At 66.7% G+C, this 23431-nt stretch carries 19 protein-coding genes; 13 read left to right on the top strand and 6 right to left on the bottom strand.

Translation table 11 applies throughout. The features are described from left to right. Window positions 1-26: 26 nt before the first annotated feature. Window positions 27-2093: a glycoside hydrolase family 97 protein gene (locus ACREPD_RS10385; RefSeq protein ID WP_431599260.1), complete on the bottom strand. Its 2067-nt coding sequence runs from the start codon at window positions 2091-2093 to the stop codon at window positions 27-29. A gap of 255 nt (window positions 2094-2348) precedes the next feature. On the opposite strand from ACREPD_RS10385, the gene ACREPD_RS10380 reads away from it, so the two are divergent. The 7 genes from ACREPD_RS10380 to ACREPD_RS10350 all read left to right on the top strand — a co-directional run bounded on the left by ACREPD_RS10380 (window position 2349) and on the right by ACREPD_RS10350 (window position 13006). Then, window positions 2349-4544: a Six-hairpin glycosidase-like protein gene (locus ACREPD_RS10380; RefSeq protein ID WP_431599259.1), complete on the top strand. Its 2196-nt coding sequence runs from the start codon at window positions 2349-2351 to the stop codon at window positions 4542-4544. Further along, on the top strand, window positions 4541-6028 hold the full coding sequence (locus ACREPD_RS10375; RefSeq protein ID WP_431599258.1) for an MFS transporter: 1488 nt from the start codon (window positions 4541-4543) through the stop codon (window positions 6026-6028). The genes ACREPD_RS10380 and ACREPD_RS10375 overlap by 4 nt, the downstream gene beginning before the upstream one ends. Then, complete coding sequence (locus tag ACREPD_RS10370) at window positions 6028-7749, top strand: alpha-amylase family glycosyl hydrolase (protein WP_431599257.1); 1722 nt, start codon at window positions 6028-6030, stop codon at window positions 7747-7749. Before ACREPD_RS10375 ends, ACREPD_RS10370 begins: the two co-directional genes overlap by 1 nt. Window positions 7750-7793: 44 nt before the next feature. Continuing rightward, window positions 7794-8174, top strand: coding sequence for an SseB family protein (locus ACREPD_RS10365; RefSeq protein ID WP_431599256.1), 381 nt, complete (start codon window positions 7794-7796; stop codon window positions 8172-8174). A gap of 125 nt (window positions 8175-8299) precedes the next feature. Further along, the gene (locus ACREPD_RS10360; RefSeq protein WP_431599255.1) at window positions 8300-9799 is read left to right on the top strand and encodes an ATPase domain-containing protein; all 1500 of its coding nucleotides are present in this window, start codon (window positions 8300-8302) and stop codon (window positions 9797-9799) included. Then, window positions 9789-11861, top strand: coding sequence for a PAS domain-containing protein (locus tag ACREPD_RS10355; RefSeq protein WP_431599254.1), 2073 nt, complete (start codon window positions 9789-9791; stop codon window positions 11859-11861). The genes ACREPD_RS10360 and ACREPD_RS10355 overlap by 11 nt, the downstream gene beginning before the upstream one ends. 89 nt (window positions 11862-11950) lie before the next feature. Continuing rightward, entirely contained in the window at window positions 11951-13006 is a 1056-nt protein-coding gene (locus tag ACREPD_RS10350) for a DUF5694 domain-containing protein (RefSeq protein ID WP_431599253.1), read from the top strand. 30 nt (window positions 13007-13036) lie between these two features. On the opposite strand, the gene ACREPD_RS10345 is transcribed toward ACREPD_RS10350, so the two are convergent. Next, a complete protein-coding gene (locus tag ACREPD_RS10345; protein ID WP_431599264.1) occupies window positions 13037-14071 on the bottom strand; it encodes a LacI family DNA-binding transcriptional regulator in 1035 nt (344 codons plus the stop codon). 343 nt (window positions 14072-14414) lie between these two features. On the opposite strand from ACREPD_RS10345, the gene ACREPD_RS10340 reads away from it, so the two are divergent. The 6 genes from ACREPD_RS10340 to ACREPD_RS10315 all read left to right on the top strand — a co-directional run bounded on the left by ACREPD_RS10340 (window position 14415) and on the right by ACREPD_RS10315 (window position 19859). Then, complete coding sequence (locus ACREPD_RS10340) at window positions 14415-14972, top strand: single-stranded DNA-binding protein (protein WP_431599252.1); 558 nt, start codon at window positions 14415-14417, stop codon at window positions 14970-14972. A 289-nt stretch (window positions 14973-15261) separates the two neighbouring features. Next, window positions 15262-15741, top strand: a complete 480-nt coding sequence (locus ACREPD_RS10335; protein WP_431599251.1) for a hypothetical protein — start codon at window positions 15262-15264, stop codon at window positions 15739-15741. A 177-nt stretch (window positions 15742-15918) separates the two neighbouring features. Beyond that, complete coding sequence (locus ACREPD_RS10330) at window positions 15919-16815, top strand: hydroxypyruvate isomerase family protein (protein ID WP_431599250.1); 897 nt, start codon at window positions 15919-15921, stop codon at window positions 16813-16815. 31 nt (window positions 16816-16846) lie between these two features. Continuing rightward, window positions 16847-18532, top strand: a complete 1686-nt coding sequence (locus ACREPD_RS10325; protein WP_431599249.1) for a GMC oxidoreductase — start codon at window positions 16847-16849, stop codon at window positions 18530-18532. Then, on the top strand, window positions 18532-19107 hold the full coding sequence (locus tag ACREPD_RS10320; RefSeq protein WP_431599248.1) for a gluconate 2-dehydrogenase subunit 3 family protein: 576 nt from the start codon (window positions 18532-18534) through the stop codon (window positions 19105-19107). The genes ACREPD_RS10325 and ACREPD_RS10320 overlap by 1 nt, the downstream gene beginning before the upstream one ends. Before the next feature lie 11 nt (window positions 19108-19118). Further along, window positions 19119-19859: a 3-keto-disaccharide hydrolase gene (locus ACREPD_RS10315; RefSeq protein WP_431599247.1), complete on the top strand. Its 741-nt coding sequence runs from the start codon at window positions 19119-19121 to the stop codon at window positions 19857-19859. Between the two features lie 7 nt (window positions 19860-19866). Here the strand turns inward: ACREPD_RS10315 and ACREPD_RS10310 are convergent, their stop codons facing one another. Genes ACREPD_RS10310 through ACREPD_RS10295 form a run of 4 tightly spaced genes read right to left on the bottom strand, consistent with a single transcriptional unit; the run spans window position 19867 to window position 23422 of the window. Further along, window positions 19867-20163, bottom strand: a complete 297-nt coding sequence (locus ACREPD_RS10310) for a c-type cytochrome (protein ID WP_431599246.1) — start codon at window positions 20161-20163, stop codon at window positions 19867-19869. An 18-nt stretch (window positions 20164-20181) separates the two neighbouring features. After that, window positions 20182-21048: a sugar phosphate isomerase/epimerase family protein gene (locus ACREPD_RS10305; protein ID WP_431599245.1), complete on the bottom strand. Its 867-nt coding sequence runs from the start codon at window positions 21046-21048 to the stop codon at window positions 20182-20184. A gap of 19 nt (window positions 21049-21067) precedes the next feature. Next, on the bottom strand, window positions 21068-22192 hold the full coding sequence (locus tag ACREPD_RS10300; RefSeq protein ID WP_431599244.1) for a Gfo/Idh/MocA family protein: 1125 nt from the start codon (window positions 22190-22192) through the stop codon (window positions 21068-21070). A gap of 12 nt (window positions 22193-22204) precedes the next feature. Continuing rightward, window positions 22205-23422: an MFS transporter gene (locus ACREPD_RS10295; protein ID WP_431599243.1), complete on the bottom strand. Its 1218-nt coding sequence runs from the start codon at window positions 23420-23422 to the stop codon at window positions 22205-22207. Window positions 23423-23431 lie beyond the last annotated feature (9 nt).

The following is a 23431-nucleotide window of genomic DNA, read 5'->3' as shown; positions in this document are numbered from 1 at the left end:
CAGAAGGCTCCAGCGGCGCGGAAACGCTATAGCGGAGTAAATCGAACTGCCTGGCCACCACCCGGTGCCAGCACGATGTTCAACGTATCGGCGCTGGTCACTTCGCGGGTTTCGCGCTTGAACGCGAACGGGTTGGACTGGTAATCGGCACCGTCACCGTCGCGGTAGATCTCCGCGCGGTAACGCACGCCCGGCTCCAGGAACGACAGCGGCACCGGCAGGGCACGGCCATGTTCGTCGGTGATGCTGCCCAGGAACCAGTCGCGGCTGTTGCGGTCCTTGCGGGCGATGGTCACGTAGTCGCCCACCTCGCCATCCAGCACGCGGGTCTCGTCCCAGTCCACCGCCACGTCTTCGATGAAGCGGAACGCCTCGCGGTGCTGCTCGTAGTGCTCGGGCAGGTCGGCGGCCATCTGGATGGGGCTGTAGATCACCACGTACAGCGCCAGCTGCCGCGCCAGCGTGCTGGGAATGGCCTGGCCATGGCGGCCCTTCAGGCTGAGGATGCCGGGGGTGTAGTCCATCGGCCCGGACAGCAGGCGGGTGAACACCAGGTTGACCTCGTGCTCGGGCGGGTTCGGCGGCTGGCCCCAGGCGTTGTATTCCATGCCGCGCGCGCCTTCGCGCGAGATCCAGTTCGGGTAGGTGCGGCGCAGCCCCGTGTCCTTGATCGGCTCGTGCGGGTTCACCGCAAGGTGCCGCTTGGCCGCCTCCTGCACCACCTTCAGGTGGTGGCGGGCCATGAACTGGCCGTCATGCCACTCGCGCCACAGTGGGCCGCCAGCCGGATTGCGCCGGTCCACCTGGCCATCGTCGCAGACGTAGCCGGTCTTGAACGAATCCACGCCCAACCGCGCGTACAGGTCCAGCGCAGCGCCCAGCTGGTCTTCGTAGTGTTCGATCGCACAGCCGGTCTCGTGGTGGCCGACCAGGTGCACGCCTTTCTTCGCGCCATAGGCCGACAGCGCCTCGATGTCGAAGTCGGGGGTCGCCCTCGTGAAGTCGAAGTCGTAGCCGTTGCCCACCCACATGCCGTCCCAGCCGGGGTTCCAGCCTTCCACCAGCACGCCGCGGAAGCCATGTGCGGCGGCGAAGTCGATCACCTTCTTCGTCTTGGCGGTGGTTGCCGCATGCTTCGGGCCGGTTGCCCAGCTTTCCTCATCCAGGTGCATCGACCACCACACGCCAAGATACTTGGACGGTTTTACCCAGCTCACATCGCCCAGTGCGTTGGGCTCGTTGAGGTTGAGGATCAGGTTGGATTCCACCAGCCCGCCGGCGGTATCGCTGATCTGCAGCGTGCGCCAGGGCGTATTGAAGGGCAGGGTGCGGCGCACCTTCCAGCCTTCGGCCGACGGCGACAGCTGGGCGCGCAGGCGCTGGCCCTCGGTGCGGCGCAGCCACATGCCGGCGTAATCGACCAGCGCCGCCTCGTGGATCGACACGTGCAGGCCGTCGTGGCTGCGCAGCGTCAGCGGGGTATGCGCCAGCGGCACCTGGTCCAGCGGCGTACGCTGATACAGGTATTCATAGTGGATGGGCTCGCCGGCCGGGATCCACCACGCGGTGGAGGCGGGGGCGATCGCGAACTCGGTCAGCTCGTCGTCGATGATCGCCTCGCGCAAGCCCGGCTGATCGGGGAAGTGATAGCGGAAGCCCAAGCCGTCGTCGTAAACGCGGAACACCACGTCCAGCCGGCGCTTGGCGCCGCTGCGCTCGCCCAGGTGCACGGTCACTTCGTTGTAGTGGTTGCGCACGCTGCGGCGCTCGCCCCACGGCTGCTCCCAGGTATCGTCGACGCTGCGCGTGTCCTGCCCGAGTACCGCCAGGTCGCGGTCCAGGCGCCCGTCGCGCAGCTGGAAGCCCAGCTTGGACTCAGCCACCACGGTCTGGCCCAGGCGCTCGACCCGGTAGCTGGGGTTGCCGCCATCCAGCTGCAGCGACACCGTCAGCACCTTGCCCGGGGAGCTGGCGCTGGCCACGGTGACCGGCTCGGCCTGTGCGGCGGTAGCGCAGAACAACAACGACAATGCCAGCCAGGCCAGCGGGCGGGGCGCGGCAAAGGCGCGCAACAACGGCAAATCCAGTGGCATTTCCCCTCCCAGGGCAGCGCTTGACTGCCCGGACTATAGCCACGCCTGCCGTGACCATTCGCCGGCGAGCCATGAATACGTATGCAAGCGGGCATCGATGCCGCCTGTGCCGTGCGGTGGGCGACGGTCGTCGCCTACCATGCAGGCAGGCACCCTGGGAGGGGGCCGCGACGACAGTGCCCCGGCGCTGTCGAACCACACCGCGTGCAAGAAGGGAGGAAGGCCGACGGGCGCAAGCCGGTCCGCCGCTTTTCGATGCTGAAGACGATCTGCCTGACCGCTGCCCTCGGGGCGGCGCTGGTGTCCACCGCTGCGGCGGCGGACCTGACATTCGATGGCCGCACCGCGTGCGCCACGGCCGCCGCCGATGGCAGCTTCCAGCTGCTGGCCAACGGCACACCGGTGGCGATTGCCGCCCAGCCGATGCGCAGCCGCACCGACAGCGTCATGTTCGATGCGCTGTTCGCACTGGCCCAGCAGGACATGGTGGCCGACCGCGTCGACGCGATCCGCGACCCGGCATTCAACTTCGGCAACCCGGTGGACTGCGCATGCTTCCAGACCGGCGAGCGCTGGCCGTACGTGTGGACGCGCGATGTGAGCTTCGCTGCCGACCTCGCGCTGGCCCGGCTGGAGCCGACCCGTACCCGCCAATCCCTGCAGTTCAAGCTGTCGGCCGCCCGCGACGGGCACACGCCCGGCCTGTTCGTGGCCCAGGACACCGGCTCGGGCGGCAGCTGGCCGATCAGCAGCGACCGCGTGGTGTGGTTCCTGGCCGCGCGCAACCTGCTTGACGACGGCCCCTTCGCCACCCAGACCTGGGAGGCGCTGCAGGCCACGCTGGCGCAGGACCGCGCGATGGTGTTCGACGCGCGCACCGGCCTGTACCGCGGCGAGACCTCGTTCCTGGACTGGCGCGAGCAGACCTACCCGGACTGGACCCGCCAGGACGTGCGCTTCATCGGCGAGTCGTTCGCACTGTCCACCAACGTGCTGCACTACCAGGCGCTGCGCCTGGCCGAACAGCAGGCACGCATGCGCGGCGATGAACGCGCCAGCCAGTACGCCGGCTGGGCCGACGCGCTGGCCCGAAAGATCGATGCCCGCTTCTGGCGCGAAGACGCCGGCATGTACATGAGTTACATCGGCGAAGCGGCGCATCCGGTGCCTTATGCCAAGTACGACCTGCTGGGCATCTCGCTGGGCGTGTTGGCCGATGTGTTCCCGGCCGAACGCGCGCGTCGCTCGCTGGCCAACTACCCGTACGTGGAGGGTGGCAGCCCGGTGGTGTGGCCGCAGGAGGCGCAGCAGCCGATCTACCACAACCGCGCGGTGTGGCCGTTCGTCAGCGCCTATTCGCTGCGCGCGGCGCGCAAGGTGGACGACGCCACCCGCATCCAGCGCGAGATCGAATCGCTGATGCGCGGCAGCGCGCTGGCCGGATCGAACATGGAGAACTACGAGATGCGCACGCTGGCCGTGCACGTCGACGAAGGCCCGCTGAGTGGGCCGGTGGTGAACTCGCCGCGCCAGCTGTGGTCGGTGGCGGGGTACCTGTCGATGGTGCTGGAAGGCGTGTTCGGCGTGGAAGCCGACGGCACGGTCGCGCCCAAGCTGCCGGTGGCGCTGGTGCCGCAGCTGTTCGGCAAGCGCGGCAGCATCGAACTGGACGACGGCACCACCCGCTACATCCTCAAGCGCCCCCGCAAGCTCGACGGCGACCTGCTGGTAGCGGAGACAACCACCCGCAAAGGCAACACCGTAACGGTACAGCTGCGTGGCAACACGTCACACGCGTCCCACTCAACCCCGACCGGGACCAACCTGTTCGCCCCACCCACACCGCCCGCTCCCGTCGTAGTCGCGGTCCCACACGGGAACACATGGGTCACCCCCATACCCGCCAATCATCAACTCTGGCTGGACGGTCAACCGGCAACGGGCACCTCCACCCACACCCTTACGGAGGACGGCTACCAGCACTGCTTCAGCCTCACCCGTCGCGAAGGCACACTCGAATCGCTGCACAGCCCGATGACCTGCATTGGCCCGCAGCAGCGCCTGGCCGGCGCGACGACATGGAACTGGACCGCCGCCACGCCCACCCGCGTGCGCATCCGCCTGCGCTACGACAACCCGAACGGCCCGATCAACACTGGCGTCACCGCCGCGGTCAAACAGCTGGCGGTGCAGTGCGCCGGCCAGCCCGTGCAGCGCGCCACCGTGGTGATGCCGCACAGCGTCGGCCCGCAGGACTCCACGGCCGCCGAATTCGACCTGCCCAAGGGCAGCTGCCGCTTCACCCTGGAACCGGGCTTCAACATGAGCGCGCTGGAACATTTCGCCCAGTACAACGGCGGCAAGGGCGGCCGCGATGGCGTGCTCAACGCGGCCAAGGTCAGTGCGCTGTTGATCGCGCCGGTGGCCGGTGATGCGGAGGCCACGCGATGAGCCGCACCGCCAAGCCCACCCTGTCGTTCTGGCAGATCTGGAACATGTGCTTCGGCTTCCTGGGCATCCAGTTCGGGTTCGCCCTGCAGAACGCCAACGCCAGCCGCATCTTCGAGACCCTGGGCGCGCCGATGGATGCCGTGCCGGGGCTGTGGATCGCCGCGCCGCTGACCGGCCTGCTGGTGCAGCCGATCATCGGCTATATGTCGGACCGCACCTGGACCCGCTGGGGCCGCCGCCGGCCGTACTTCATGATCGGCGCGGTGTTCACCACGCTGGCCCTGCTGGTAATGCCGAACTCGCCCACGCTGTGGATCGCGGCGGGCACGCTGTGGGTCCTGGACGCCTCCATCAACGTCTCGATGGAGCCGTTCCGCGCCTTCGTCGGCGACAAGCTGGCGCCACGCCAGCGGCCACGCGGCTATGCCATGCAGAGCTTCTTCATCGGCGTAGGCGCCATCGTGGCCAGCTTCCTGCCGTTCATCCTGGCCCACTTCGGCGTCGCCAACACGGCCGCCGCCGGCGAGGTACCGCCCACCGTGCGTTACGCGTTCTACTTCGGCGCGGTGGTGCTGCTGGCCTCGATCGCCTGGACCGTGTTCAGCACCCGCGAGTACTCGCCGGCCGAGCTGGCCAGCTTCGACGACGCCGAACCGCCGGCCGTGCACCAGTCCGCGCCGGTGGCCGGACCGCCGCCGCTGCTGCAGATCGGCGGCTGGATCGCGCTCGGCCTGGCACTCGCCGCAGCCATCGCGTGGCGCGACGGCGACAAGATGCTGTACGTGCTGGCTGGGCTGTGCATCGCCTACGGCGTGCTGCTCGGCGTGGCGCGGCTGCTGCCCGGCCCGCACATGCTGGCCACCATCGTCGACGACCTGCGCGGCATGCCGCGCACCATGCGCCGGCTGGCGTGGGTGCAGTTCTTCTCGTGGTTCGCGCTGTTCGCGATGTGGATCTACACGACCGCCGCCGTGGCCGGTACCCACTTCGGCTCCACCGACCCGGCCTCGGCCGCGTACAACGAAGGCGCGAACTGGGTGGGCGTGCTGTTCGGCGCCTACAACGGCTTCGCCGCACTGGCCGCGCTGCTGATTCCGCTGATGGTGCGGCTGATGGGCCTGCGCGTGAGTCACCTGGTCAACCTGTGGCTGGGTGGCCTCGGGTTGATCTCGCTGATGCTGATCGACGATCCGAAATGGCTGCTGCTGTCGATGGTCGGCGTCGGCTTCGCCTGGGCCTCGATCCTGTCGCTGCCCTATGCGCTGCTGTCCGACAGCGTGCCGGCGGCCAAGATGGGCGTGTACATGGGCCTGTTCAATTTCTTCATCGTCATTCCGCAGCTGGTCGCGGCCAGCGCGCTGGGTTTCATGCTGCGCCTGTGGCTGGGTGGCGATCCGATGCACGTGCTGGCGCTGGGTGGCGTCAGCCTGCTGATCGCCGGCCTGTGCGTGCTGCGGGTACCGTCCCACCAGGAGGTTGTCTGATGCTGTCTCGTTCGCGTCTGTCGTTGGGCCTGTCGCTCGCACTGCTGGCCGGCAGCGCCGTTGCCGCCCCGCGCCCGGATTATGTGGGCACGCTGGAGCCGTTCGCCAGCGATGCGGTGTACTTCGTGGTCACCGACCGTTTCGTCAACGGTGATCCGTCCAACGACCACCGCGACCAGGGCGGCAAGCACCGCACCTTCGACATTCCGGTGCCGTGCCCGGACAAGGTGGACGGCAACATCGGCTACCTCGGCGGCGATTTCAAGGGCGTGCTCGACAACGCCGACTACATCCGCACGCTCGGCTTCGGCGCGGTGTGGATCACGCCCATCGTCGACAACCCGGATGAGGCCTTCACCGGCAGCAAGCCGATCAGCTGCACCAGCACGCTCACCGACCGGGGCAAGACCGGTTACCACGGCTACTGGGGCATCAATTTCTACAAGCTCGACGAGCACCTGCCCAGCAAGGACCTGGATTTCGCCGGGCTCACCCGTGGCCTGCACGACGCGAAGCTGAAAGTGGTGCTGGACATCGTCGGCAATCACGGCTCGCCGGCCTGGACCATGCCGGTGAAGCAGCCGCAGTTCGGCCAGATCTTCGACAAGGACGGCAAGCTCATCGCCGACCATCAGAACCTGCCACCGCAGCAGCTCGACCCGCAGCACAACCCGCTGCACGCGTTCTACAACAACATCGGCCCGGTCGATGCGGACAAGGGCTCGATCTTCGACGGCAACCTGGCCGAACTGAGCGACTTCAACCAGAACAATCCGGCGGTGATGGATTATCTGGTGGGCGCTTACCTGCGGTGGACGGCGCAGGGCGTGGACGCGCTGCGCATCGACACCATCGGTTGGCTGCCGCACCCGTGGTGGCATGAATTCGTCACCCGCATCCGTGCCGCGCATCCGGGCATGTTCATGTTCGGCGAGGCGTTCGACTACGACGCGGGCAAGATCGCCGAACACACCTGGCCGTCCAACGCGAATGTGAGCGTGCTGGACTTCCCGCTGCGCGGCGCGCTGTCCAGCGTGTTCGGCAAGGAGCAGAAGGGCTTCGAGGCGCTGGCCGAGCCGTTGCATCTGCTCGGCGGGCCGTATGCGAATCCGTACGAGCTGATGAGCTTCTACGACAACCACGACATGGCGCGGCTGGATGCCACCGACAACGGGTTCATCGACGCCCATAACTGGCTGTTCACCGCGCGCGGCATTCCGGTGCTGTACTACGGCTCGGAGACCGGCTTCATGCGCAGCCGTGCCGAGCACGCCGGCAACCGCGCCTACTTCGGTCAGGCGCGTATCGATGCCGCGCCGCAGAGCCCGATCTTCGGGCCGCTGCAGCGTATCGCCACCTTGCGTGAGGCGACTCCGGCGCTGCAGCGTGGGTTGCAGGTCAATGAGCGCCTGCAGGGCGATGAGGCGGTGTTCTTCCGCGTGCTGCAGCACGGCGACACCGCGCAGACCGCGCTGGTGCTGCTCAACAAGGGCGATACCGCACGCAGCATCGAGGTCAGCCGCTACCTGCAGCCGGGCAGCTGGCGCGATGCGCTGGGCGGGGGCAGCGTGCAGGTCACCCGCAGCCTGACAGCCGAGGTGCCCGCCCACGGAGTGAAGGTGTATGTGCTGGATGCAGGGGTGAACCAGAAGGACCTGCAGGCCGAGCTGGCGAAGGCGGTGGCGGACCAGAAGGCGAGGACGGAACGTCTCTCGCGGTAGGTATCGACCGTTGGTCGATACGCCGCCGCGGTTACAATGGCCCCATGACCGACCTCGCCCCACAGACACCCGTCGAAACCCTGCTCAAGTCCGCCATGGATGGCCAGCTGCCGATCAGCGCCTTCATGAAGGCCTTCGTGGCCTCGGACGTGGTGCTGCTCACCGGCAGCCTGATCACCGCCGACGGCAGCGGCTTCGATCCGCTGCTGTTCGACAAGCAGGGCGTGCTGCACGTGGCGGTGTTCACCGACATGGCACGGGTCGGCTTCCACAGCCAGCAGGCACCGCATACGATCCGCATGCAGATGCTCGAGGTTCTCAAGCGCGTGCCCGGTGGCTACGGTGTCGTCGTCAATCCGGGAACGTCGCTGGGCCTGGAGCTGTCACCGGGCGGCATCGGCGAGATCCTGAAGGACTTCGCCTGAGCCCCGAAGGGCGCGATTCCACGCGGTTTGCACATTGCTGAAGTGGACTTCATGTAGAGACGCCGGTCACACAATCTCTACACATTCCCCGTTGCTAGACTCCGCCGTCAAAACGGGGGTCCTTCATGCAGACACAGTCTTCGCGCGTCATTACCGGTGTACAGGGCCTGGATACCATCCTCGCCGGCGGACTGCCGCAGGGGCGGCTTTACCTGCTCGAAGGGCCGCCCGGTTCGGGCAAGACCACGCTGTCGCTGCAGTTCCTGCTGCAGGGGCTGAAGCAGGGCGAGCGCTGCCTGTACGTCACCCTGTCGGAGACCGCCGAGGAGCTGCGCGAGGTGGCCGCCGCGCACGGCTGGTCGCTGGACGGCCTGCACCTGTTCGAGCTGGGCTCGGCCGAAGACGCGCTCGGCAACGGCCGCCTGCAGTCGGTGCTGCACTCGTGGGAAGTGGAACTGGATGAGACGGTCAACCTGATCCTGGGCGAAGTGGACCGGATCAAGCCCACCCGCGTGGTGTTCGACTCGCTCTCCGAGCTGCGCCTGCTGGCCCAGGACTCGCTGCGTTACCGGCGCCAGATTCTCTCGCTGAAACAGTACTTCGCGCCGAAGAGCGTCACCGTGATCCTGGTGGATGACCTGACCTCCGGTGTCGATGACCGCGATGGTCAGCTGCACAGCCTGTGCCACGGCGTCATCTCGTTGGAGCGGCTGACCCTGGACTTCGGCGCGGCGCGTCGCCGCCTGCAGGTGCAGAAGCTGCGTGGCGTCAACTTCGTCGCGGGCTACCACGACCTGGTCATCCGCAGCGGCGGGGTGGACGTTTTTCCGCGTCTGATTGCCTCGCAGCACCACGAAACCTTCGGCGAATCGCCGATCAGCAGCGGCGTGGCGGAGATCGACAACCTGCTCGGTGGCGGGCCGCTGCGCGGCACCAGTACGCTGCTGACCGGTCCGGCCGGCAGTGGCAAGACCAACGTGGCGTTGCAGTATGTGTGGGCCGCCTGCGAACGCGGCGAGCGCTGCTGCATCTTCGAGTTCGACGAACGCATCGGCACCCTGCTGACCCGCGCCCAGGCGCTGGATATCAACCTGGAGGTACATATCGCCTCGGGCCGGCTGGAGATCGTGCAGATGGACCCGGCGGAGATCTCGCCGGGCGAGTTCTCCTGGAACGTGCAGAAGGCGGTCGAGGAGCGTGGCTGCAGCGTGCTGGTCATCGACAGCCTCAACGGCTATGTGGCGGCCATGCCGCAGGAGAAGCAGCTGATGCTGCAGCTCCACGAGATGCTGTCCTATCTCAACCAGAAGGGCGTGGCCACCTTCCTCATCAACCCGCAGCACGGCCTGGTGGGCACCATGTCCACCGGCAACCTCAACGTGTCCTACATCGCCGATGCGGTGATCCTGTTCCGCTTCTTCGAGGCGCAGGGGCGGATCCGCAAGGCGATCTCGGTCATCAAGAACCGCGGCGGCGCGCATGAGGACACCATCCGCGAGCTCAAGATCAACGGCAAGGGCATCACGCTCAGCGCGCCCCTGAACGAATTCAAGGGCATCCTCACCGGCACCCCGGAATTCGTGGGCGACTCGGCCTCGCTGCTGGCCCATCCCTATGCCGGATGACGCCGACGGCGGTGGCATCGTCCATATCGTCGCGCCGTTCGGGCGCGACGCCAGCAGCATGGCGGCGGTGCTGGCCACCGCCGGGCTGAGCACGCAGGTGGCGGCCAGCCTGGAGGCGTTGGGCGCCGCACTGGACGACCAGGCCGGCGTGGTGTTGATCACCGAGGAGGCGGTGGCGGGCGGCACCGAAGCGCTGCTCGAACCGCTGTCGCGGCAGCCGACCTGGTCGGACTTGCCGGTCATCCTGCTGCGTTCGCCGCGTGCGCACCGGCGCTCCCCGTTCGAAAGCCTCCTGCCGCGCACCATCAACGTGGTCGAGCTTGACCGGCCGCTGGGCAGCATCTCCCTGCTCAGTGCGGTGCAGGGTGCCCTGCGTGCGCGTGCCAAGCAGTTCGTGGTGCGCGACCAGATGCGCGCGCTGGCCGACAGCCGCAGCGCGCTGGCGCGCAGCGAGGCGGAGCTGCGGCTGATCGCCGATGCGATGCCGGAGCTGATCGCCTTCGTCGACACCAGCATGCACTACCGGTTTGCCAACAAGGCCTACGAGGCGTGGTTCGACCTGCCGGTGGGCGAGGTGATCGGCAAGCATGTCCGCGAGGTGGTTGGCAGCCGCGTGTGGGAGGAGCGCCTGCCGGTCATGCAGCGGGTGCTGGCGGGCGAGGAGCACGTCTTCGAGGTCAGCTGGCCCAGCCGCGAGGGGCGCCGCCGCGATTGCGAGGTGCGTTACAGCCCACGGCGCGCCGTCGACGGCAGCGTCGACGGCTTCCATGTGTTCGTCACCGACATCACCGTGGCCCGCAAGGCGTTGGAGGCCAGTCGCCAGCATGCGCAGGAGCTGGAGACCGTGGTGGCTGAGCGCACCCTGGAACTGCAGGCGCAGATGGCCGCGCGCGAGGCCAGCGAGGCCGCGCTGCGCCAGTCGCAGAAGATGGAGGCCATCGGCCAGCTCACCGGCGGCATCGCGCACGACTTCAACAACATGTTGACCGGCATCCTCTCGGCGCTGGACATCGTGCGGTTGCGCCTGGAAATGGGCCGCGTGGATGATCTGGAACGCTTCCTGGACACCGCCACCGCCTCCAGCCAGCGCGCCGCCGCGCTGACCCAGCGGCTGCTGGCGTTCTCGCGGCGGCAGTCGCTGGACGCGCGGCCGGTGGAGCTCAACGAACGGGTGGGCTCGATGCAGCAGCTGCTGCGCAGCACGCTGGGGGAGACCGTGCGCATCCACACCGAAGTGGCGTGCGCGCCGCTGCATGCCACGCTCGACGCCAACCAGTTCGAGAGCGCGCTGCTGAACCTGGCCATCAATGCGCGCGACGCGATGCCCGGCGGTGGCGCACTGACCCTGCGCTGTTTCCCGCTGCGGCTGGGCGAGGGCGACCACGCCAGCGTGCCCGCCGGCCACTACGCGGTGGTGGACGTGGCCGATACCGGCAGCGGCATGCCGCCGGACGTGGTGGAGCGGGCGTTCGAGCCGTTCTTCACCACCAAGCCGATCGGCAAGGGCACCGGCCTGGGCATGTCCATGGTCTACGGCTTCATGCAGCAGTCTGGCGGCCACATCGCCATCGACTCGCGCGAGGGGCAGGGCACCACCATCTCGCTGTTCATTCCGTTGGTGGACGCCGGGGCCGGGCCGGCGCAGGACGAGCCTGCCACCCCGATGGCGCTGGGCGACGGGCAGTCGATCCTGGTGGTGGAAGACGACCCGCAGGTGCGCATGCTGGTGACCGTGGTGCTGGAGGATCTGGGCTACCGGGTGGAGGTGGTGGGCGATGCCGACGAGGCCATGCCGCTGCTGGCCTCGTCGCGCCCCATCGACCTGCTGGTCAGTGACGTCGGTCTGCCCGGCCTCAACGGGCGCCAGCTGGCCGAGATCGCGCGGCAGTCGCGTCCCACGTTGCCGGTGTTGTTCATGACCGGCTATGCCGAGAAAGCGCAGGATCGCGCGGCGTTCCTGGAGCCGGGCATGAGCATGATCGCCAAACCCTTCCTGTTGGATGCCTTCAGCGACGCCGTGCGCAATGCCATGGCAGAGGCCGTGCAGGACACCCAGGCCTGATTCCAATGGGCACCCTGCCCAACGTCACGCGTACGGGCGCGTGGGGTGCGCAACAATGGGTCCCGGCAACGGACGACAGGACGCAGAACATGCAACAACGTGCATGGTGGTGGGCCGCACTGGCGGCGCTGGCATTCCCGGTGGCGGCCAGTACGCCGGTCGACCTGGGCACCTTGGACCGCGACATGACCGGCCCCCGCACCCAGGTGCTGGTGCTGGGCAGCGTGCACCTGAGCGAGATCGAGGGCGGCGTTGCGCCCGGCACGCTGGCGCCGCTGCTGGACCGGCTGGCCGCGTTCAAGCCCGACATCATCACCGTCGAGAACATCAGTGGCGAGCAGTGCGATCTCGTCGCACGCCATCCCAGCGTGTACGGCCCGGACACCTGCGCCGAATCCGATACGGCGCGCATCGCCACCGGCCTGCAGATTCCCGCAGCGATCGAACGGGTCAACGCCACGTTGGCAAGCTGGCCTGCTTCACCCACGCCGGGTCAGCGCCGTCAGCTGGCGGCCTGGATGCTGGCCGCCAACGACCGGCCCTCGGCTTACGCCCAGTGGCTGCAGCTGCCGGCCGACGAGCGCCATGCGGGCGACGGGCTGGATACCAATCTGGTCGCGCTGCTGCAGACCATTGCCACCCGCCAGAACGAGAGTTACCAGATCGCCGCGCAACTGGCCGCGCGGCTGGGCCTGTCGCGCGTACACGCCATTGACGATCACACCGGCGACAACATCCAGATCAAGGACCGCAAGGCGTTCGGCGCGTCGGTGGAAGCGGCGTGGAAGGCGGGCCGCAGCGAGCTGGAGAAGAACATCGCCATCGAGGACGGGCTGGCCAAACAGGCCGACCTGCTGCCGCTATACCGCTTCCTCAATGCACCCGAGCGGCTCAACGTGCTCACCGACGTCAACGTCGGCGCCAGTCTGCGCGCCACCTCGCGCGAACACTATCCGCAGATCTGGGTGAGTGGGTGGGAGATCCGTAACCTGCGCATGGTCGCCAACATCCTGGAGACCTTCCGCGAGCGCCCGGGCGTGCGCGTGCTCTCCGTCGTGGGCGCCTCGCACAAGCCGTACTTCGACCACTGGTTGGGGCAGATGCAGGGCGTTCAGATCGTGGATGCGGAGCAGGCGCTGCGGTAGGTACCGACCGTTGGTCGGTACGGCGCGGCGTCACCGCGCGGCCAAGGACGACTCCCGCAGCACCAGCTTCACCGGAATGGTCTGGCTCTCCACCGGCTCGCCCTGGATCAGCGCCAACAGCCGTTCCACCAGCAGCTGGCCGGCCTGCTTGGTGTCCTGCTGCACGGTGGACAGCGTCGGCGAGACCGATGCCGCCAGCGGAATGTCATCGAATCCGGCCAGCGCCACGTCCTGCGGAATGCGCAGGCCGTGCTCGCGCAGGGCGCGCATCGCGCCGATGGCGATCAGGTCGCTGGCGGCGAATACCGCATCGATGGCTTCGCCATCGGCCAGCAGCGACTGGCACGCTTCGTAGCCGGACTGTTCGGTGGTGATCGCATCGAACTGCAGGTCCGGTTCGGCCGCCACCCCACGCGCCGCCATCGCGGCCACATGGCCCCGGTAGCGTTCCTCGAATTCGGGGTAGTGGCTGGAGGCGTGGCCGACGAACGCGATGCGCCGGCAGCCCTGGTCGAGTAGGTGGGCGGTGATGTCGAAGCCGCCCTGGAAGTTGTCGCAGCCGATGGATACCCCGGGCTGGTCGGGCAGCGCCGCGCCCCAGCGCACGAAGTGGGTGCCTTGTTCCACCAGCCGCTGCAGCCGCTCGCGCGACTCGTGGTAGTCGCCGTAGCCGAGCAGGATGATGCCGTCGGCCTTGTTGCTGTCTTCGTAATCGGCCTGCCAGTCGGTGGACAACTGCTGGAACGACACCAGCAGGTCATAACCGCGCAGCGCGCAGGCGCGGGTGATGGAGCCCAGCATGGCGTGGAAGAACGGGTTGATCAGCGAATCGTCGTTGGTGGGGTCCTCGAAGAACAGCAGGGCCAGCGTGCCGGCGTTGCGCAGGCGCAGGCTGGAGGCGTTCTTGTCTACCTTGTAGTTCAGCTCCCGGGCGATCCGCAGGATCCGCTCACGGGTTTCCTGGTTCACCATCGGGCTGCCGCGCAGCGCCCGCGACACCGTCGGCTGGGAAACCCCGGCGAGGTGGGCGATGTCCAGGGAGGTGGCTTTGCCGCGGATGGTCATGGAGGGCAGGGCAGGGACGACGGAAGCCATGATGCCATGGAGACAATGGAACCGACCGGGCACGGGAGGTAGAGCCACGCCGTGCGTGGCTGCCCTTCGTTCAGGACCGAGAATCCACGCATGGCGTGGCTCTACCTCCGGCCCGAAAGGCATGCCCTACAAGGCATTGGCAAAAAACTGAGGCGGATCAGGGGCATCCCCGACAGGGGCGGGGCAGGCCGGGGTGGTAGAATGGCGCGTTCTGTCATCCCACCCAGATTTCCCGTGGGGCAGCCGGCGTATCCGCACCTCCAAGAGTGTGTAATCTCTCAGGCCTGCCCTCGGACAACGGAAGAGCAACCCTATGGCGCGCGGCATCAATAAAGTCATCCTGGTCGGCAACCTCGGCAACGACCCGGACGTGAAGTACACCCAAGGCGGCATGGCGATCACCCGCATCAGCCTGGCCACCACCAGCGTCCGCAAGGACAAGGATGGCAATCAGCAGGAACGCACCGAATGGCACCGCGTGGTGTTCTTCGGCAAGCTCGGCGAAATCGCCGGCGAGTACCTGCGCAAGGGCAGCTCGGTCTACGTCGAAGGCAGCCTGCGTTACGACAAGTACACCGGCCAGGATGGCGTGGAGAAGTACTCCACCGACATCATCGCCGACGAAATGCAGATGCTGGGCGGCCGTGGTGAAGGCGGCGGTGGCGGTGGTGGCGGCGGCAACTTCGCCGGCGGCGAGCGTCCGCAGCGCCAGCAGGCCCCGCGCCAGGAATACGGCGGTGGCGGTGGTGGTGGTGGCGGCGGTCAGCGCCAGGGCGGTGGCGGTGGTTACGGCCAGCAGCAGCGCCCGCAGCAGCCGCAGCAGTCGGCGCCGCCGATGGACGACTTCGCGGACGACGATATTCCGTTCTGAGTTGTACCTGCACCGCCTTGAATCGAAAGGCCCGCTCTTGAGCGGGCCTTTTTTATTGGGTGTGCGTCCGGCAACTCTGCTGCCGGGACACCCGCGATTTGTTGCCAAACAGGCAACATTTGACGCTTGACAAGCCACACCTCACCACTGACGGGTATCCTGTTTGCGACCACCCACTGGACGCGGCCCATCGCAGCCAACGAGCTGGAACACGGCGACAAACCACGCGGACTACCTGTGTCTACCCTTTGCGTCGAGACACATGCCGTCTCGTCCGCAGGAGGGTGCGATGAGTTCACTTCCGTATGTCCTGGTTGCAATGGGTAAGGGGAAGTTCTTTCCAAAGGGTATCCGACATTTCATCCGACCCGGCAAACTCACCATGTGCACGGTTGGATTTGGCCGTGTTTACAACAGGAAGACCTCGGAACTTCTTGGAACGTTTGTGTTCCATCAGGGCATGAACTCGTTCAAGGAAGTATCACAGTCGTTCCATGAAAGCCTGGCCGAACACCATGCGCACGTCGATGGCAAAGACCTGAAGCTTGAAATCGTATCGGTCGAGTCAGCCCCCAGTACCAAGATTCCGGCCAACGATGTGCGGCCCGACCTTCAGGGCGATTGCACCGCATTTGCCCTGGGCGCGGGGTGCGAACTGGAGTTCGGCGTAGCGCTGAGAGAGACCTTGAATCTTCAGAAATCAAAAGGCCTTTTCTCGCGCGAGTTCACCATCGAGGTGGACGAAAGCTGCAAAGCGGTTATCGAGTAGTGGAGCGGGTGCTATGAACGCCTCCGACATGATGTAGCTGTCGGAGGTCGTTGTGCCTTGCAACATTTGTTTTCGTGCACTGCGTCTTGCAAATAAACGATTTCCTCCCCTATGGTGCAATCGATTGCATTCCCGTAAATCGTTGCGTTTGATACCGGTTGGGAGGCCGGCAGTCGGATGTCCATCCACTCGATTGGATCGATCCAAGGTGCACGCCTCACGCGGCGCGACGCGCTGCGCATCGCGGTTGCCGGAAGCGTGGGCTTGGGTGCCGCCGGCCTGTTGCCTGCAACCGCCGCCACCGCGCCGCTCAAGGGCAACCTGAAGCACTCCGTCGCCCGCTGGACCTTCCCGCAGTTGTCGGTGGCCCAGCTCTGCCAGACGGTGAAGGGCATCGGCTTTGCCGCCATCGATCTGGTGGGGCCGGGGGACTGGCCCACCCTGAAGGCGCACGGCGTGTACAGCGCGATGTGCAACGGCGCGGAGCTGGGGCTGACCAAGGGCTTTGCTGGCAGCCAGTTCCACGACGAATTGGTTGAGCGCTACACCCGGCATATCGATCTGGTGGCCGATGCTGGCTACCGCAACCTCATCTGTTTTTCCGGCAACCGCAACGGCATGGACCCGCAGGAGGGCATGGCCCATGCCGAAGCGGGGCTCAAGCGCATCCTCGGCCACGCCGAGAAACGCGGCGTGGTGCTGGTGATGGAACTGCTGAACTCCCGGGTCGATCATCCCGACTATCTATGCGACCACTCGGCCTGGGGCGTGGAGCTGTGCCAGCGGCTCGGCTCAGCGCATTTTGGCCTACTGTACGACATCTATCACATGCAGATCATGGAAGGCGACATCATCGCCACCATCGGCAGGCATCACGCGCATTTCAAGCATTACCACACCGCGGGCGTGCCGGGCCGGCACGAGATTGGAGACCAGCAGGAACTCCAGTATCCCGCCATCTGTCGCGCGATACGCGACACCGGTTTCGATGGGTATCTGGCGCAGGAGTTCATGCCTGCGGCGCCCGATCCCGTCGGTTCGCTGCGCGAGGCGATCCGCCTCTGCGACGTCTGAAATTGATATCCACCCAGGTGAAGTAGAACCCATGGCAGACAATCATTACGACGCAATCGTCGTCGGCTCCGGCATCAGTGGCGGTTGGGCGGCGAAGGAACTGACCGAGAAGGGCCTCAAGGTCCTGATGCTGGAACGCGGTCGCAACATCGAGCACGTAAAGGACTACGTCAATGCGATGAAGGAGCCGTGGGACTTCCCACACCGCAACCGGCCCACCCAGGCAATGAAGGCCGATTTTCCGGTCTTGAGGCGCGACTACCCCCTGGCCGAAAACCTGGAGGGCATGTGGGCCGACGAAAAGGAATCGCCCTATATTGAAACCAAGCGTTTCGACTGGTTCCGCGGCTATCACGTTGGCGGTCGCTCGCTGATGTGGGGGCGGCAGAGCTATCGCCTGTCGGACCTGGATTTCCAGGCGAACCTCAAGGACGGCATCGCCACCGATTGGCCGATCCGTTACGCCGACATCGCACCCTGGTACGACCACGTGGAGAAGTTCGCGGGCATCGCCGGCACGCGCGAGGGGCTGGACGTGCTGCCGGATGGCGAGTTCCTGCCGCCGATCCCGTTGAACATCGTCGAGAAGGACGTGGCGGCGCGGATCAAGAAGGCCTTCGGCGGCACCCGGCACATGATCCACTCGCGCACCGCGAACATCACCCAGCCCAAGCCCGAGCAGGGCCGCGTCAACTGCCAGTACCGCAACAAGTGCATCCTGGGCTGTCCGTTCGGCGCCTACTTCTCGACCCAGTCGGCGACACTGCCGGCGGCCATGAAGACAGGCAACCTGACCTTGCGGCCGTTCTCGATCGTCAAGGAAGTGCTCTACGACAAGGACCGCAAGCGTGCGCGCGGGGTGGAGGTGATCGATGCCGAAACCGGACAGACCTACACGTACACGGCCAAGGTGATCTTCCTCAATGCATCGTCCTTCAACTCGACCTGGCTGCTGATGAACTCGGCCACCGATGTCTGGGAAGGCGGGTTGGGTTCTTCGTCCGGCGAGCTGGGGCACAACGTGATGGACCATCACTTCGGCGCCGGCGCCTCCGGCCGGGTCGAGGGCTACGACGACAAGTACTACTTCGGCCGTCGTCCCTGCGGCTTCTACATTCCCCGTTTCCGCAACGTGGCCGAAGAGAAGCGTGGCTACCTGCGCGGGTTTGGCTACCAGGGCGGCGCCAGCCGCAATGGCTGGTCGCGTGAGATCGCCGAGTTGAATATCGGTGCGGAGCTGAAGGATGCGCTGACCGTGCCGGGTGACTGGCGCATCGGCATGACCGGCTTCGGCGAAATGCTGCCCCACCATGACAACACGATCCGCCTGGACCATGACCGAAAGGACAAATGGGGCTTGCCGGTGCTGGCGATGGACGTGTCCATGCGCGCGAACGAGAAGGCCATGCGCAAGGACATGGCCGCCGATGCCGCCGAGATGCTGGAGGCCGCCGGCGTCAAGGACGTGGAGATGCACGACAACGACTACGCGCCCGGCAAGGGCATCCACGAGATGGGGACCGCGCGCATGGGGCGTGACCGGAAGAGCTCGGTGCTGAACCAGCACAACCAGGTCTGGGATGCGTCCAATGTCTACGTGACCGACGGCGCCTGCATGACCTCCAGCGCCTGCGTGAATCCCTCGCTGACCTACATGGCGCTGACCGCACGCGCGGCCGACCATGCGGTGCGCGAGCTGAAAGCGGGGAATCTGTAATGGACCGTCGCGACCTGCTGAAGATGATCGTTGCCGCCACGGGCGCCGCCATGGTCGGTCTGCCCGCACTGGTGAACGGCCAGGTTCCTGCTGCGGGGGCGAAGACCGCCTTCTCCGCCGCCGACGTGGCGACGCTGGATGAGATCGCCGACACCATCCTGCCGCGGACCCGCACGCCAGGCGCGAAGGATGCCGGCACTGGCGCGTTCATGGCCCAATTCGTCACCGACTGCTACACCGCAGGGCAGCAGGCGGCATTCCATGCCGGCCTGGCCGACATCGACAAACGCGCCGGCGGACACTTCAACGCGCTGGCGCCAGCGGCGCGCACCGAGCTGCTGCGCACACTGGATGCAGAAGCCCGGAAGCGCGCCGTCGACGTGGGCGATACCGGCACTGCCGAGGGGGACAAGGCCATGCCGCACTACTTCACGATGATCAAGCAGCTGACCATCTTCGGTTACTTCACGTCCAAGGTCGGCGCGACCGAAGCGCTGCAGTACGTCGCCGTGCCCGGTCGCTACGACGGCGACCTGGCGTATGTCCCCGGTACGCCCGCGTGGGGGACCAGCTGATGAGGAACACGATGATCAAACCCGTACTGACGGTGACCTGCGTGCTGGCCACGGCGGCTGCGTTCGCACAGGCCGATGATCCTGCGCGCGACCCGACGAAAACCGAGGTATGGAAGCCCGTGCCCGCAACCGTGGCCACGCCCTCCAACGGCGCGCCCTCCGATGCGATCGTGCTGTTCAATGGCAGGGATACCTCCGCCTGGGAGTCCGAGCAGGGCGGGGCCGTGCCATGGAGCGTTGCCAAGGGCGCGTTGACGGTGGTTCCGGGAAGCAAGGGGATCCGCACCAAGCAGGACTTCTGCGATATCCAGCTGCATGTCGAATGGCGCGCGCCCACTGCGACCAAAGGCTTCGACGGCCAGCATCGCGGCAACAGCGGCATCTTCCTGCAGGAGCTGTATGAGCTGCAGGTGCTCGACAGCTACAACAACCCCACCTACGCCAACGGCCAGGCCGGCTCGCTCTACAAGCAGGCCATGCCGCTGGTGAACGCCTCGCGCGCGCCGGGCGAGTGGCAGGCCTACGACATCATCTGGAAGGCCCCGCGCTTCTCGCCGGGCGGTGGGCTCACCTCACCGGCCCGCATCACCGTGCTGCACAACGGCGTACTGGTACAGGACGACACCGTGCTGTCGGGCAAGACCGAGTACATCGGTGCGCCGTCGTACGCGCCGCACGGCTGCGCGCCGCTGTACCTGCAGGAGCACGATTCCAAGGTCAGCTACCGCAACATATGGGTGCGGAAGCTGTAGTGGGATCCTATTTCGCCAGGTAGCTGGCGAGGTTGCCGATGTCCTGTTCGGAGAGTTGGGAGAAGGGCGGCATCAAGCCGCCGCCCTTCTTGATCTTTTCCTTGATCTGAGCCGAATCCAGCCGCTTGGCGACATCGGTGAGCGCGGGGAACGTCGGCGGAACGCCGGCCCGGTTCGCGCCATGGCAGGCAATGCAGTGCGTTGCGTAGAGCTGGGCGCCGGCCGCAGGGTCGTCCTTGGACCACGCTGGCGTTGCCAGTGTGGCCGCACCAAGAACCACGGCCATTGTCAGGATCGTTTTCAAGCAGGGCTCCTTCGCTGGCTAGCGCTGTGCGCTGGCGGGCAGGCGGGCGGTCAGGTGGTGACGCAGGTAGTCAGCGCCGGTCTTGATGACGGTGGCCGGATCACGCGGCTGGTCGTGTTCGATGATGTACCACTGCACACCGGCATCGGCTGCGGCAGGCAGGATCGCATTCCAGTCCAGTACGCCCTGGCCCACGGCGGCGAAGCCGCCTTCGTCTTCGGCCTGGCCTTTCGGTGCGTTGTCCTTGGCGTGGACCGCGAACACGTGGCCGCGAAACTTGCCCAGCATCACGGTCGGGTTGTAACCCGCACGCGCCACCCAGGCCAGGTCCAGCTCGGTCTGCAGGTCGGGGCCGGCGGCGGCGAACAGCAGCTCCAGGCCGGTCTTGCCGTTGAAGTCGACCAGCTCGAAGTCATGGTTGTGGTACGCCAGGTGCATGCCCTTGGCCTTCGCCTGCGCCGCTATCTGGCCCAGTTCCTTGCCCAATGCAGTCCAGCCGGCGGCATCGGTTGGCCGATCCTTCTTGTCCAGGTAAGGCACCACCAGTGTGCTGTTACCGATCGAGCGGTTGAAGGCCACCACGTTGTCCAGATCACCGCGCAGGTCGGCCAGTTGCACGTGGGATGAAACCACCTTGATCGAATACCGGTCCAGCAGCTGCTTGAGTTCGGCGGCGCTGACGTTCTGGGTGCCGACCGTTTCCACCGCGCCTACGCCCGCGTCGTGGACGATCTTCAATTGCTGGTCGAGCGTGCCGGCGTTGCGCAGCGTGTACATCTGCACCGCGATGGGCTGCTGCGAGCTGGACGCTTCGCCTGCAAAAGCGGGCAGGGCAGCCAGTAGCAGCAGTGCGAGGGTCGTGGTCCTGCGTGCAGCGGTCTTCATCAAGCAATCCTCCCGGGATTCAACCGATAGTGGTCCAGGCGCGAGACCTGGCCGATGCGATGACACGATCGACAATCAGCGCCGAACGCAGGCCGTCCTCGAAGGTGGGCAGGCCCTGCGGCCGCTCGCCTTCGATGGCGTGATAGGTGTCGGCGACGAACGCCTCGAAGCACTGGGCATAACCCTGCGCATGGCCGGGCGGCAACACCGACAGCCTTCGTTGCTCGGCGCTGCCGGCGCCCGGCCCGCGCACGAAGGTTTCCTCGCGCTGGTCGGGCCGGCCGATCCACAGACGCTCGGGGTCTTCCTGGTTGAAGGCCACGCTGGCGCTGGCGCCATCGATCTCGAACCAGAGCCGATTGTGGCGGCCGGCCGAGACCTGGCTGACCGTCAATGACGCCAGCGTACCCGCGCCGGTCTTGAACATCGCCGCGGCCACGTCCTCGCTCGATACCGCCTGCAGGGCACCCCCAGCCGCCGGCGTGGTGAAGCTCTGCCCGGTGACGGCACCGCGTTCGGCAATGACGGTGGCGAATGCCGCGCTGACGTCGACGAAGCGCTCGCCGCTGACCCATTCGACCAGGTCACACCAGTGCGAGCCGATGTCGGCGAACACGCGCGACGCGCCGCCCAGCGCGGGGTCCACGCGCCAGTTGTTGCTGGCCGGGTCCAGCAGCCAGTCCTGCAGGTAGCTGCCGTGGATCAGGTGCAGGGGCCCAAGGTCGCCCTGCGCGATGCGTGCGCGTGCCTCGCGCACCACCGGGTGGTAGCGGTAGACGAACGGCACCGTGGCCACCAGCCCGGTCGAGGCGGCCAGTGCCGCCAGGGCCTGGGCGTCTTCCAGCGTCGTGGCCAGCGGCTTCTCGCAGATCACGTGCTTGCCTGCTTCCAGCGCCGCCTGCGCCATCGGGCGGTGCAGGTGGTTGGGGGTGCACACGTGCACGACCTGTACGTGCGGATCGGCAATGACGTCTTCGATGTCGCGATAGCCGCGCGGGACATTCCATGACCGCGCCGCTTCCTCCGCGCGCTGCGGGGAGGACGCAACTACACCGCGAACCTCGGCACCCGCCAGCAGTGCCGCGCGGCGATGCACCGCACCGATCATGCCCGTGCCCACAATGGCGATTCCAAGCTTGCGCATCCGGTGGGCTCCTCAGGGCGTGGTGGGCGCGGCCGCGAGTGCCGGCCGGTCGCGGAACAGCAGCAGGAAGGCGATCAGCACCAGCAGCGCCACGCCGGCCGGGAACAGCCAGATCCGCTGCCAGTCCGGCCCTGCGGCGGTGGTGTAGTGCTCGACCACGGCGCCGGACAGGAAGGTGCCGATCAACATGCCCACACCATAGGTGGCCAAGGTGATGAAGCCCTGCGCGCTGCTGCGCGCGGCGGGGCCGGCATGCGCATCGGTGTAGATCTGGCCGGTGACGAAGAAGAAGTCGTAGCAGATGCCGTGCAGCACGATGCCGATCACCAGCAGCGAGAAGCCGCCGCCCGCGTCGCCGAAGGCGAACATGACATAGCGCACCACCCACGCGGCCATGCCCACCGCCAGCATCGTCTTCACTCCCAGCCGCACGAACAGGAACGGCATGGCCAGCATCAGTAGTACTTCAGACACCTGGCCCAGCGATTGCAGACCGGCTGCGCCGCGCACGCCCAGGTCGTTGAGGTAGGGGTTGGTGAAGTTGTAGTAGAACGCCAGCGGGATGCAGATGGCGATGGAGGCCAGGAAGAACACCAGGTAGGAGCGCGACTTCAGCAGTCGTAGCGAATCCAGTCCCAGAACCTGCCCCAGTCCAGCGTCGCGCTGCTGCGCCAGCGGCGGGGTATGCGGCAGGGTGAAGGCATACAGGCCCAACGCCAGCGAGGCCAGCGCCGCCATGCGGAAGGTCAGTTCGAGCGTATGCGCCTGTTCCCAGCCCAGCCAGCCGATCAGCACGCCGGCCACGATCCAGCCGACGCTGCCAGCCACGCGTACCGGGGGGAACTGCTTCTCGGGCGAGTGCATGTGCCGCATCGCCACGCTGTTGGCCAGCGCCAGGGTCGGCATGAACAGCAGCATGTAGCCCATGACACAGGCGAAGAACGTGTTGAAGTCCGTCGCCGTGGACGCCAGCCACATGAGCGCCGCGCCGGCCAGGTGCAGCACGCCGAGGATGCGCTGGGCCGCGAAGTAGCGATCGGCGATCAGCCCGACCAGGAACGGCGCCACGATCGCGCCGACGGACTGGCTGAGGAAGGCGGCGGCCACCTGGCTGGCGCTGGCCTGGAGCGGGCCCTGCACCAGGTACGTTCCCAGGGTCACGAACCATGCCCCCCAGATGAAGAACTGCAGAAACATCATCGCGCCCAAGCGCGACATGGCGTGCCTCATGGCTTGCCC

The sequence above is a fragment of the Stenotrophomonas sp. genome (assembly GCF_050737075.1).
Lineage (GTDB): Bacteria > Pseudomonadota > Gammaproteobacteria > Xanthomonadales > Xanthomonadaceae > Stenotrophomonas.
Note: the sequence above shows the minus strand (reverse complement) of the source record. Positions and strands in the feature narration are given on the sequence as shown.